The sequence below is a fragment of the Pseudomonas entomophila genome (assembly GCF_018417595.1).
In the GTDB taxonomy this organism is placed as follows: domain Bacteria; phylum Pseudomonadota; class Gammaproteobacteria; order Pseudomonadales; family Pseudomonadaceae; genus Aquipseudomonas; species Aquipseudomonas entomophila_C.
The window spans coordinates 1101610-1113724 of record NZ_CP070982.1 but is presented as its reverse complement, the minus strand read 5'-3'; the positions used below and the strand labels follow the sequence as shown (position 1 = coordinate 1113724).

At 62.3% G+C, this 12115-nt stretch carries 10 protein-coding genes; 3 read left to right on the top strand and 7 right to left on the bottom strand.

The annotated features are described in order from the left end of the window. Positions 1–51: 51 nt before the first annotated feature. Together JYG34_RS04880 and JYG34_RS04875 are read right to left on the bottom strand one after the other, a co-directional pair. Complete coding sequence (locus JYG34_RS04880) at positions 52–1002, bottom strand: FecR family protein (protein WP_213659707.1); 951 nt, start codon at positions 1000–1002, stop codon at positions 52–54. A gap of 17 nt (positions 1003–1019) precedes the next feature. Further along, positions 1020–1520, bottom strand: a complete 501-nt coding sequence (locus tag JYG34_RS04875) for a sigma-70 family RNA polymerase sigma factor (protein ID WP_213659706.1) — start codon at positions 1518–1520, stop codon at positions 1020–1022. Positions 1521–2122: 602 nt separating this feature from the next. On the opposite strand from JYG34_RS04875, the gene JYG34_RS04870 reads away from it, so the two are divergent. Next, positions 2123–3286 carry a type III PLP-dependent enzyme gene (locus JYG34_RS04870; protein ID WP_054887581.1) on the top strand — a complete coding sequence of 388 codons (1164 nt, stop codon included), beginning with the start codon at positions 2123–2125 and terminating at the stop codon, positions 3284–3286. A gap of 88 nt (positions 3287–3374) precedes the next feature. Here JYG34_RS04870 and JYG34_RS04865 read toward each other — a convergent pair whose 3' ends face one another. The 5 genes from JYG34_RS04865 to JYG34_RS04845 all read right to left on the bottom strand — a co-directional run bounded on the left by JYG34_RS04865 (position 3375) and on the right by JYG34_RS04845 (position 6876). Continuing rightward, positions 3375–3914: a hypothetical protein gene (locus JYG34_RS04865; protein WP_213659705.1), complete on the bottom strand. Its 540-nt coding sequence runs from the start codon at positions 3912–3914 to the stop codon at positions 3375–3377. Between the two features lie 314 nt (positions 3915–4228). Further along, positions 4229–4750, bottom strand: a complete 522-nt coding sequence (locus JYG34_RS04860) for a hypothetical protein (RefSeq protein ID WP_213659704.1) — start codon at positions 4748–4750, stop codon at positions 4229–4231. 91 nt (positions 4751–4841) lie between these two features. Continuing rightward, on the bottom strand, positions 4842–5372 hold the full coding sequence (locus JYG34_RS04855; RefSeq protein ID WP_213659703.1) for a hypothetical protein: 531 nt from the start codon (positions 5370–5372) through the stop codon (positions 4842–4844). A 58-nt stretch (positions 5373–5430) separates the two neighbouring features. Then, positions 5431–6192: a tetratricopeptide repeat protein gene (locus JYG34_RS04850; protein WP_213659702.1), complete on the bottom strand. Its 762-nt coding sequence runs from the start codon at positions 6190–6192 to the stop codon at positions 5431–5433. Between the two features lie 3 nt (positions 6193–6195). Further along, entirely contained in the window at positions 6196–6876 is a 681-nt protein-coding gene (locus JYG34_RS04845; protein ID WP_213659701.1) for a Fe2+-dependent dioxygenase, read from the bottom strand. Positions 6877–7099: 223 nt separating this feature from the next. Here JYG34_RS04845 and JYG34_RS04840 point away from each other — a divergent pair, with 223 nt between their 5' ends. Further along, complete coding sequence (locus tag JYG34_RS04840; protein WP_213659700.1) at positions 7100–9394, top strand: TonB-dependent receptor; 2295 nt, start codon at positions 7100–7102, stop codon at positions 9392–9394. Between the two features lie 103 nt (positions 9395–9497). After that, positions 9498–12053, top strand: coding sequence for a sulfite reductase flavoprotein subunit alpha (locus tag JYG34_RS04835; protein WP_213659699.1), 2556 nt, complete (start codon positions 9498–9500; stop codon positions 12051–12053). The last annotated feature ends 62 nt before the right edge of the window (positions 12054–12115 follow it).

The following is a 12115-nucleotide window of genomic DNA, read 5'->3' as shown; positions in this document are numbered from 1 at the left end:
TTGGCAGTTGCAGCTGGCGGGGAAGACGAACGAGCGGAAAAAAACCTGAATCTATCTCGAAATAATTTCGCTGGAACCATCCGCGTGCTGCTTGATCGCCACCGGCAGGATGTTCGGCAAGGCACGCAGCAACGCATCGGGGTCGTCGCTGCTGAAGGTGCTGGACAGGCGCAGGTTCGCCACTTTGCCTGGCGCGACACGCAGGGGGTGGGCGCGATAACGCGAGACTTCGGCGACCACTTCGCTCAGTGGTGCGTTGTCGAACACCAGCTTGCCCTGGCGCCAGGCCGTCAGTGCACTGGCATCGATGGCATAGGGCGCGGCGACCTGGCCGTGCGGGTCGATGCGCGAACCCTGGCCGGCCCCGAGCAGCGCCAGCGACTCGCCCGCGCCCCGGACCCGTACCGACCCCTGCTCGACCGCGACACGCGTGCTGTCCCGGTCCTGACGCACATCGAAACGCGTGCCCGTCACGGTCACATCCCCCTGGGCGGTGCTCACCACAAATGGCCGATCACTGTCATGGGCGACGAAGAACATCGCTTCGCCCTGGCTCAACCGCACGTGACGACGGCCGGAAGAAAAGTCGACCTGTAGCCGGGTGGCGCTGTTGAGCTCCAGCCGCGAACCGTCGGGCAGCTCGACCTGGCGGCGCTCGCCCAAAGCGGTTTGCAGGGTGTCCTGATGGTTCAGTTGCTGGTACTGCCAACCCGCCCAGCCCAGACCGAGGGCCGCGACCGCCACGCTGGCGGCCAATGCCTGGCGCAGCACACGACGGCGCGGCAAACGGTGTACAGGCTCGGGCTCGCAAAGTGCCTCGAGGCGCTGGCGTGGGATGAAGTCGGTGGCGCGCCACAGTTGCGCCAGCCGCTCGTACTCCTCGCGGTGCTGCGGATGCTGTGCCAGCCACTGGCCAAAACCAGCCTGCAGCTCGCCGTCGCGCGGCGCGTCCTGAAGCCGGGCGAACCATTCGGCCGCCTGCTCGCGCACGTGCTGTTTCATCAATGGGGTCTCCTGACTCATCTGGCCGACACATCCAGGTGCTCACGCAGATGTCGGAGCGTGCGGATCATATACTTTTCGACCATGTTCCTGCTCAAGCCCATGCGCTCGGCGATCTCGGCCTGGGTCAGGCCCTCGAGTTTCTGCCAGACGAACACCCGGCGACAGTTTAGCGGCAGCTCTGAAAGGGCCCGCTCCACAGAATCCGCCAGCTCCAAGGCATGTACATAGGCCTCCGGGTCGTCATGCCCCGTCGATCCCCCGTCGAATGCCTCCAGCTCAAGGGCCTGGCGACGGTCCTCGCGACGGAAACCATCGACGGCGATGTTGCGGGCGGTCTGGTGCAGGTAAGCGCGCGGCTGCTCGACCTGCTCGTTCGGGTTCTCCAGAACCCGCACGAAAGCGTCATGGGTGAGGTCCTCGGCCTGCTGACGACTGCGCAGCTTGCGCGTCCAGGTGCCGATCAGCTCTTGGTAGTGGTCGAGGAAGCCTTTGTGTCCGGACACGGGTGTGTTCATCAGGGAGGCAGGGCGAGGTCGCGAATAGTAATGTTTCTCATCAGCAACGGCAATCACTGCATGGTCGGGCCGACCAAGGGCTGGCGGCGAGTGCGATGACAATTTTTTTTGCTGATTTCATGCTCGAGGGAGGCGCGCGTTTCGTGGCCATAAATATGAACACTGCTGGCCCCATCGCGGGTAAACCCGCTCCTACAGAAAAGCGCTGGCCCCCTGTAGGAGCGGGTTTACCCGCGATGGGGTCAACACGGTCCATTCCACTATTTTTTACGCTTGCACAAGGCCTGGGAACATATGCCGGTCATATGGGTCGGTTATTCAGGTGACAGCTCATCGATCCACGGCGAAACCACCGGGTTTGCCTGTTGATCTTGCGGTTTTCACGCCCTAAAGTGCGCGCCGAACGTCCATGCTGGAAACGATCCATCCGGCTCAAGTACTGACGACGAGACAGCAAGGTCACCCGCCGCCCTTCCCTGGCACGGTTGACCTTTTTGCTTTCGGCGACATGCCTTGGGAAGTAGGCGAACCAAAGTGGGGATACGGAGGGCGTTCAGTTTGCTGCCACTTATCTTTTCAGTTTGCCCATGGAGCCCTTGAGCATGTCGATCCAGGTCGAAGACTATTTCGCACGCGACACCTTCCAGAAAATGAAGGCGTTCGCCGACAAGCAGGAAACCCCGTTCGTACTCATCGACACCCAGATGATCAGCCAGGCCTATGACGACCTGCGCGCCGGTTTCGAGTTCGCCAAGGTGTACTACGCGGTCAAGGCCAACCCGGCGGTCGAGATCATCGACCTGCTGAAGGAGAAAGGCTCGAGCTTCGACATCGCCTCGATCTACGAGCTGGACAAGGTAATGGGCCGTGGCGTCAGCGCCGACCGCATCAGCTACGGCAACACCATCAAGAAATCCAAGGATATCCGCTACTTCTACGAGAAGGGCGTGCGCCTGTACGCCACCGACTCCGAAGCCGACCTGCGCAACATCGCCAAGGCCGCGCCGGGCTCGAAAGTCTATGTGCGCATCCTCACCGAAGGCTCCACCACTGCCGACTGGCCGTTGTCGCGAAAGTTCGGCTGCCAGACCGACATGGCCATGGACCTGCTGATCCTCGCCCGCGACCTGGGCCTGGTGCCTTACGGCATCTCCTTCCACGTGGGTTCGCAACAGCGCGACATCAGCGTGTGGGACGCGGCCATCGCCAAGGTCAAGGTGATCTTCGAGCGCCTGAAGGAAGAAGACGGCATCGAGCTGAAGCTGATCAACATGGGGGGTGGCTTCCCAGCCAACTACATCACCCGTACCAACAGCCTCGAGACCTACGCCGAAGAGATCATTCGTTTCCTCAAGGAAGACTTCGGCGACGACCTGCCGGAAATCATCCTCGAGCCTGGCCGCTCGCTGATCGCCAACGCCGGCATCCTGGTCAGTGAAGTGGTGCTGGTGGCGCGCAAGTCGCGTACCGCGGTCGAGCGCTGGATCTACACCGACGTGGGCAAGTTCTCCGGCCTGATCGAAACCATGGATGAAGCCATCAAGTTCCCGATCTGGACTGAAAAGAAAGGTGAAGCGGAAGAAGTGGTGATTGCCGGCCCCACCTGCGACAGCGCCGACATCATGTACGAGAACTACAAGTACGGCCTGCCGCTGAACCTGGCGATCGGCGACCGCCTGTACTGGCTGTCCACCGGTGCCTATACCACCAGCTATAGCGCGGTGGAGTTCAATGGTTTCCCGCCGCTCAAAGCATATTATCTGTAATACGAAGCCAGGCGCGGGAGTTCCCTCCTGCGTCTGGTGGCCACCTGTTCAGCAACTGGCAGATCTGGCTACTGCATAACTGTTATTATCAGTGATATTCCACCTCGCTGATGTCGCCGAATACAAAGCGAGCTGGGCTCTTTTCTTTGCTCAGACGCGCGTAAGTATAATGACTTCCTGGCTTCTCAAGCACCACCCATTTTCTCCACATGATATTTTCCATTGTAAATACCCTACGCTCCTTTCCTTTGAACTGCACAGTCTCACCTGTTGCATACCCCTCCCAAGCAGCGTCGAGACCGAAGTCCTCTGGGTTACGCCAAAAGTCATTGGCCAACCAGAAATCGCCATCCACATCGCCGTGGAGCACATCATACAGAAGCCCATCAATGTCAGTGACACAGCTCACACGGAAGATCGGATTCGTAGTCAGGGTAGGCGCAATGTGGAACTTCATTTTAATCCTCCTCACTTTCCATGATACAGAAAACGCGTCCTCCAGGACGAACCGTCCCGTTTCGCCGAAAGCAAAGGCCGGGCTAGAAGAAATTATTCTCAGCGGTTTAAACCCTTTATCAACACAATGAATCTCTGAAACAAAGGACTTCAAAAAACTTTCTTCAAACATCATCACGCTCCACAACTTGAATTCATAAAACCTACACCCTGATCATCATTGCATGTAGGCAAAAGTGCATACACAGTATGCGAATGTGGAGCCGCCCATTGAATGCTGAAGAATTTCCCTACGCGACCGGCCCCAAATTCGAAAAGCCTGTAGCACTGCACATCCGTGATGCAACAACAGACCTGGCCTGCACCTCATGCCAGGTGGAGTCATAGGTCGTATCTATTCGATAACCATCTGCCACGCCATGTTGCGTTTCGCGGCACTAATAGAAACGGGGCCTTACGGCCCCGTCTTCATCACATCTTCAATATTTAGAGCGGCGGTGCTACGGCCATTCGAATAATCTCGACTTCGAATTCAGCACTCGGCGCCACTCCGACACAGAGGTAATGTCCCTTGCGCCCGGACGTCCAGAACGCCACGTCCCTTTGAATACCGACACCTTTTCCATCAAGTGTCTTGAGGTATTTGCGCGATGCACTGGCAGGCTCAAGGCGCCAAAGCGGCCCGACGCTCGAACTCAGGCCATAGAAGCCGAGATAACCGTTGGTACTGATATCAACGCGCTTGCTGGCACTCGGGGATGCGAGACTGCCCGTGCACAGCCGGATATCGTAAGCGGGTGGCTGCCCCGCACGCGCCACGGCACCGAACCACAATGCCACCCCTCTGCGGTCCGGGCGTGAAGTCGTGAGCCAATCGCTGGAGTGCCAGGCCGTCCTGTGGTTGTAGCCGGCACTGAACTCCCAGTAGCCCACCGGCCCTGGATACTGAGTGTTACTCACATTCAGACGGGCGATAAAGGATTGTTCGGTAAGATAAGTGGTTACCATGAGGTGTCTCCGTGAAAAGTCACCGCAGCATGCTCTGCGTGCCCACGGGTGCTAAGCGGGTAATCCGCCCCTCATGACACCGATATCCCACTTAACGTTGCCTGAACTTCGCAGGATGATCGAACACCGCCACATTCACTTGCAGCACATCCATCTTGAATATCAGCGGGTTTGGCTTGTTCACCCCGACATAATGGTCGTCCCAGGCCGGCCTGTTCGCCACACTGAGCATGGCAAGGGCTGGCGCAGCGAGTGTCACCCCTTGGTACAGGCGTTGTTCGGGCTGTTTCAACTTGGTACCGTCAACCCGCACCCGCCAGAGGGTCGGGGACTTGCTCGACGGGTAGTAGCCAATATAGTTCTGAAAGTCCAGATCCCAGATGGCGTAGTGCGAGCCCCCCGGTGCCGACTCCAGCGTACGCACCTGGTAGCCGGCATCGCGCCCTTCGAAGTAGCCGAACCAGAAGCGCTGCTGGGTCTCGATGGCCCCCGGGGATGTCACGGTCAGCCAGGCATTGCGGCGCTCGCGGGGTGTCCCCTCGACGGAGTCGAGATGCCCCGGATAATCGGGTGTCACTGAAGTCAGGGTTGCGATGAAGGAGCGGTCTTGGATGTAGCGCATGAGTGTTGCCCTTGGCGAAGCTGAGAAAGGGCAACTATCTGCGTATGCTTTTCACACTTTAAGCAGGCGAAACTTCCTCGCGCCTGCTGATTTCATTCATGAATCCTATAGCCTGCTCTGACAGCAAAGGCCCAGCGGCAAGCAGGGTTGCCACGCTGCTGCGCAGGAATGCCAGGTTGCCCTGAGCCCGGGCACGTGCCAACCAGACGCACGCGTCCGCCAGTGCCCCGCGCTCGGCCAGCACCATCGCCAGGCTGAACATCCCCCGGAAATCCCCCGCTTCGGCGGAGCGCCGATACCAACGCACGGCACGGGCCGGGCTGGCGACAGTGGCGATGCCCTGTTCCAGATAGCGCCCGTAGAGGTTCATCGACTTGGCATGCCCCATGTGCGCCGCCTTTTCATAGCACGCCAACGCTTGGGCCTGGTTGGCCGGAACCCCGCGCCCGGTGGCCAACAGGTTGCCCAGGTTGTACAGGCCCCAGTCCAGCCCAGCATCAGCCGCGCGCGCATAGTGAATGGCCGCTTGCGCCAGGCTCACTTCACCACCCCAGCCATGCTCCAGGCACCGGCCAAGCATGTTGTGCGCCATCGCACTACCCGCTTGAGCGGCGATGGCGAACCAGCGCCTGGCGACCAACGCATCCTGCTCGATCCCCCGCCCATCCAGCAGGATCTGCCCCAGCAGCAACTGCGCCTCGACCACACCCTGCCCCGCCGCCGCCAGGATCGCCTGGGCGGCTTGGCCAGGGCTGTGCTCGAGCATCGCCTGCAACCCGGCGACATCCACCACGTGTTCACGGCGCAACGGATAGGACACGGTTCAGACCTCGGCCCAGCGGCGCAGCAGGTTGTGGTAGGTGCCGGTCAGTTGCAGCAGCGACGGATGCTCCGGCACATCGGCGGTGAGCTGGCGGATGGCGTTGTCCATCTCGAACAGCAGGGTGCGCTGGCTGTCCTCGCGCACCAGGCTCTGGGTCCAGAAGAACGCCGCGTAGCGCGCGCCACGGGTAACCGGGTTGACCTTGTGCAGGCTGGTGCCGGGGTACAGCACCATGTCGCCGGCCGCCAGCTTGACCTGCTGCACGCCAAAGGTGTCCTGGATCACCAGTTCGCCGCCGTCATAGCTGTCCGGGTCGCTGAGAAACAGGGTCGAGGACAGGTCGGTGCGGATGCGCTCCGGGCTGCCCTTGGGCTGGCGCAGGGCATTGTCGATGTGGAAGCCGAAGTTGCCGCCCTCGCGGTAGCAATTGACCAGCGGCGGGAACACCTTGTGCGGCAGCGCCGCCGACATGAACAGCGGGTTGCGCCACAGTCGGTCGATCAAAGCATTGCCGATTTCCTTGGCCAGGGCATGCCCCTCGGGCAGTTGCAGGTTGTGCTTGGCCTTGGCCGACTGATAGCCGGCCGTGACTTTGCCATCGGCCCAGTCGGCCTGTTCCAGGGCTTCGCGGATACGCGAGATTTCGTCGGCATCGAACAGCCCGGGAATGTGAAGCAGCATGGCAATGGCACCTGATGCGGAGAGAGAGCCGCCAATGATATTGATTACCTTTTACGGATCACAAGCCCCCCTGATCCCGCCGCGACGTATGAGCCCGTAAAAACCGTAAGGTGAAATTGTAAAGAATGTAAATTTCTGTCGAATGGTAACGCTTCTCAATTGTTCCTTACATTCGCTTACATTAACATCCGCGGCCTTCATACCTTGGGGAAGGTCTACAACAATGCGTCACGTGCCAACCGCTGTGAGTTCACCTCGTCTGCTCGTTTCTGCCATCGGCATGGCGATCACCGCCACCTCCGCCTATGCCGCCGATCCTGCCGCCGTCACCCTCGATGCCACCAGCATCAACGGCAAGGCCGAGCAGGCAAGCACCGAGTACAAGGTCGAGAAGGCCGCGTCGCAGAAGTACACCGCGCCGCTGGTGGACACCCCGCGTTCGGTCACCGTGATCCCGCAGCAGGTGATCAAGGACACCAACGCCCTTAACCTGCAGGACGCCCTGCGCACCGTGCCGGGCATCACCTTCGGCGCCGGCGAAGGCGGTAACCCGCAGGGCGACCGCCCCTTCATTCGCGGCTTCGACGCCCAAGGCGACACGTACCTGGACGGCGTGCGCGACACCGGCGCGCAAACCCGTGAAATCTTCGCCATCGAATCGGTGGAAGTGGCCAAGGGTCCGAACTCGGCCATCGGTGGCCGCGGCGCCGCCGGCGGCACCATCAACCTGGTGAGCAAGCGCGCGCACCTGGGCAACTCGCTGGACGGCGCCTGGACCTGGGGCAGCGACCAGACCCAGCGCTACACCTTCGACGGCAACTACCAGTTCAGCGACAGCGTGGCCGGGCGCCTCAACCTGATGACCCACGAGAGCAACGTGGCCGGCCGCGACAAGGTCAACTACGACCGCTGGGGCATCGCCCCGTCCCTGGCCTTCGGCCTGGGCACGCCGACCCGCGTCAACCTCGACTACTACCACCTGGAAAGCGACGACCTGCCGGACTCGGGCATCCCGTACACCGTGCCAGCAGGTGGCACCGGCAACCGTACCTCGGCCCACCCGAGCAAACCTTACGCCGGTGGCGACCACGACAACTTCTACGGCCTGACCGGCCGCGACTTCCGCAAGTCGCGCGTGGACATCGCCACCTTCGCCATCGAGCACGACCTGACCGACGCGCTGACCATCAAGAACACCCTGCGCCACGGCAACAGCATGCAGGACTACATCCTCACGCAACCCGACGACAGCAAGGGCAACGTCAACAACGGCAGCGTCTGGCGCCGGGCCAACACCCGCGTGGGCAACACCGCCACCACCACCAACCAGACCGACCTGTTCGGCGAGTTCTACGTGGGCGGCCTGAAGAACAGCTTCTCCACGGGTATCGAGCTGAGCCGCGAGGAAAGCAAGCGCTCCACTTACGATGTCGACACCAACACCCGCGGTGCAACGGCCACGACCTGCAACCCAGGCCTGATTGGCGCCAACAGCGGCTACAACTGCACCTCGCTGAGCAACCCGAACCCGGACGATCCGTGGAATGGCTCCATCGCCCGCAACTACGCCGGTACCGACACCAAGAGCAACACCCGTGCGCTGTACGTGTTCGACACCCTGGAGCTGACTCCGCAGTGGCTGGTGAACATGGGCCTGCGCTATGACCACTTCGACACCCAGTACCGTGGCTACGACGCCTCCGGCACCACCGTGGTCAACAAGCAGGGTGTTGCCTCCAAGGGCAGCGACACCAGCGAGTTCATCACCGGCCAACTGGGCGTGGTCTGGAAGCCGGCCGACAACGGCAGCATCTATGTATCCTACGCCACCTCCGCCACCCCGCCAGGCGCTTCGCTCGGCGAAGGCATGGAAGGCAACCCGCTGGGCAACACCACCGACCGCTCCGGCAACCTGCTGAGCAGCGACATGGAGCCGGAAGAGACCACCAACTACGAAATCGGCACCAAGTGGGACCTGCTTGACGAGCGCCTGGCCCTGACCGCCGCGCTGTTCCGCACCGAGAAGGAAAACGCCCGCGTGCAGGTCGGCACCACGACTTACGAAAACGTCGGCGAAACCCGCGTGCAGGGCATCGAGCTGTCGGCCAGCGGCAAGATCACCGAGAAGTGGCAGGTGTTCGCCGGCTACACCTACATGCAGGCCCGCCAGATCGACGGCGGTGCGCTGGGCAAGGCCAACGACGGCAACCAGCTGCCGAACACGCCGAACAACAGCGCCAGCCTGTGGACCACCTACCAGGTCACGCCGAAGTTCACCATCGGTGGCGGCGCCTTCTACGTGGATGACGTGTACGGCAACGTGGCCAACACCACCATGGTCGACAGCTACGTGCGCTATGACGCCATGGCCGCCTACAAGCTGACCAAGAACATCGACTTGCAACTGAACGTGCAGAACCTCACCAACGAGGTCTACTACGACAAGGCCTTCTCCACCCACTTCGCCAACCAGGCGGCGGGCCGGACCGCACTGCTGACCACCAGCGTGCACTTCTAAAGGTGGCCCCCCCAAGCCCCGTCCATGGTTATGGACGGGGCTTTTGCGTATCAAGGCATAATGCACGCCGCGCGGGCTCTGGCGGCAACACAAGGTGATCGATGTGGTGAAGAAGACGCTGTTCCAATTGCACTGGTTCTTTGGCATCACCGCAGGCCTGGTGCTGGCGCTGATGGGCATCACCGGCGCCATCTGGTCGTTCCAGGAAGAACTGCTGCGCGCATTCAATGCCGATGTGCTCAAGGTCGAGGTACGCCAGGAGGGCGTGCTGCCACCGGCCGAGCTGGTACGCCGGGTGGAGAGCGCGCAAGGCGATACCGTTTCGATGCTCTGGGTGGATACCCGCGAAGGCAACGCCGCGCGGATCTTCTTTACCCCGCCCCCAGGCAAGCGCCGTGGCGAGCTGCGCTATGCCGACCCATACACCGGCGAACTCAAGGGTGAAGTCGCGGGGTTGGGTTTCTTCGACTTCGTGCTCAACCTGCACCGCTTCCTGGCCATGGGCGACACCGGCCGGCAGATCACCGGTGCCTGCACCCTGATGCTGATCTTCTTCTGCCTTTCCGGCCTGTACCTGCGCTGGCCGCGCCAAGCGCTGAACTGGCGAGCCTGGCTGACCCTGGACTGGGCAAAGAAAGGCCGCGCGTTCAACTGGGACCTGCACGCGGTATTCGGTACCTGGTGCCTGCTGTTCTACCTGCTGTTCGCCCTGACCGGGCTGTTCTGGTCCTATGAGTGGTACCGCGAAGGCCTGAACACACTGTTGGCCGACAAGCCGGCCGCCGGAGAGCAGAAACGCGGTGAAGGCCGTGGCGGCCGCCATGGCCCGCCCAAGGTCGACAAGAACGCACCACCGCTGGTGGTCGACTACGACGCCATCTGGGCCAACCTGAAGGAAGCCGCTGGCCCTGACCTTCTGACCTACAACTTGCGTCTTCCGCCCGCAGGCGGACAACCGGCGACCTTGTTCTACCTGCTCGACGGCGCCGACCATGAGCGCGCGTTCAACACCCTGACCCTCGACCCAGCCACCGGCCAGGTCAAGCGCCACGAGCGCTACACCGACAAATCATTCAAGGCCCAGCTGCTGCAGAGTGTCTACGCCCTGCACGTGGGCAGCTATTTCGGCCTGCCGGGGCGGATCATCGTCACCCTCGCCAGCCTGACCATGCCGCTGTTCTTCGTCACCGGCTGGCTGCTGTACCTCGACCGCCGCCGCAAGAAGCGCCAGGTCCGCGCCGCCCGCGGTGCGGTGGACACCGGCGCGAGCAGTGGCGACAGCTGGCTGATCGGCTTCGCCAGCCAGAGCGGCTTCGCCGAGCGATTGGCCTGGCAGAGCGCGGGCCAGTTGCAGGCCGCCGGGCTGCCGGTGCAAGTACGCCCGCTGGGGGAACTGGGCGAGCAGGAACTGCGCCAGGCCAAGCGCGCGCTGTTCGTGGTCAGCACCTTCGGTGATGGCGAGGCGCCGGACAGCGCCCGCGCCTTCGAACGCAAGGTGCTGGGCCAGCCCTGGGCACTGGAGCATCTGGACTATGCCTTGCTCGCCTTGGGCGACCGTCAGTACCCGCACTTCTGTGGCTTCGCCCGGCGCCTGCAGGCCTGGCTCGGTGAACGTGGCGCCAGCAGCGCCTTCGGCGCGGTTGAAGTGGACAACGCCGACCCCACCGCGCTGCAACAATGGCAGCAGGAACTGGCCCAGCTCACCGGCGCCCGCCCGGTGGGCGCCTGGCAGCCTCCGCGTTTCGACAACTGGCGCCTGACCCGAAAAGAGCTGCTCAATCCTGGTAGCCAGGGCGCCCCTGTCTACCTGCTCGGCCTGCTACCTCCCGCCGCTGTAACCTGGGAAGCCGGAGACCTGGTAGAAATTCTGCCTCGCCACCGCCAGGTACATGTCGACGCCTTCCTCGCCGGGCTCGGACTGCCTCCAGAAAGCCCCGTGCAACGGGACGGCCTGAACGAAACCCTCGCCCAGGCCCTGGCTAGTCGCCAGTTGCCGCAGAGTCGCGAGCATTTGGTCGGCCTGCACGCCCAGGCGTTGGTCGATGCATTGATCCCGCTGGCTGCGCGCGAGTACTCGATCGCCTCCATCGCCAGCGATGGCGTGCTGGAACTGATCGTGCGCCAGGAGCGCCACCCCGACGGCAGCCTGGGCCTGGGTTCAGGGTGGCTGACGGAGTACCTGCCGCTGGACGGCACGGTGAGCCTGCGCCTGCGGCGCAACAGTGGTTTCCACCTGCCCGAGGCTTCCGCCCCCATGGTTCTGATCGGCAACGGTACTGGCCTGGCCGGGCTGCGCAGCTTGCTCAGGGCACGAATCGCGGCCGGCGAGCAACGCAACTGGCTGCTGTTCGGTGAACGCAACCAGGCCCATGACCTACTGTGCGGCGACGAACTGCAAGGCTGGCTGCGAGATGGCGACCTGCAACGGCTGGACCTGGCGTTTTCACGGGACCAGGCGGAGAAGGTCTATGTGCAGGATGTGCTGCTGCAGCACGCCGCCGAGTTCAAGCGCTGGATCGATGAGGGCGCTTGCGTGTATGTCTGTGGCAGCCTGCAAGGGATGGCCGCAGGCGTGGATGCAGCGATAGGCGGGATTCTGGGGGAAGATGTCGTGCAACAGCTGATCGAGGATGGGCGGTATCGGCGGGACGTGTACTGATCTTGCGACTGTTCGCCGGCAAGCCGGCTTCTACAGGTCATATGCCTTTGTAGGAGCCGGCT

What these genes read in the sequence shown, in the direction of transcription:
- JYG34_RS04840 (WP_213659700.1), top strand. Translation starts at nt 7,100, where the DNA reads ATGCGTCACGTGCCAACCGCTGTGAGTTCACCTCGTCTGCTCGTTTCT.
- JYG34_RS04855 (WP_213659703.1), bottom strand. Translation starts at nt 5,372, where the DNA reads ATGCGCTACATCCAAGACCGCTCCTTCATCGCAACCCTGACTTCAGTG.
- JYG34_RS04875 (WP_213659706.1), bottom strand. Translation starts at nt 1,520, where the DNA reads ATGAACACACCCGTGTCCGGACACAAAGGCTTCCTCGACCACTACCAA.
- JYG34_RS04845 (WP_213659701.1), bottom strand. Translation starts at nt 6,876, where the DNA reads ATGCTGCTTCACATTCCCGGGCTGTTCGATGCCGACGAAATCTCGCGT.
- JYG34_RS04880 (WP_213659707.1), bottom strand. Translation starts at nt 1,002, where the DNA reads ATGAAACAGCACGTGCGCGAGCAGGCGGCCGAATGGTTCGCCCGGCTT.
- JYG34_RS04870 (WP_054887581.1), top strand. Translation starts at nt 2,123, where the DNA reads ATGTCGATCCAGGTCGAAGACTATTTCGCACGCGACACCTTCCAGAAA.
- JYG34_RS04860 (WP_213659704.1), bottom strand. Translation starts at nt 4,750, where the DNA reads ATGGTAACCACTTATCTTACCGAACAATCCTTTATCGCCCGTCTGAAT.
- JYG34_RS04865 (WP_213659705.1), bottom strand. Translation starts at nt 3,914, where the DNA reads ATGTTTGAAGAAAGTTTTTTGAAGTCCTTTGTTTCAGAGATTCATTGT.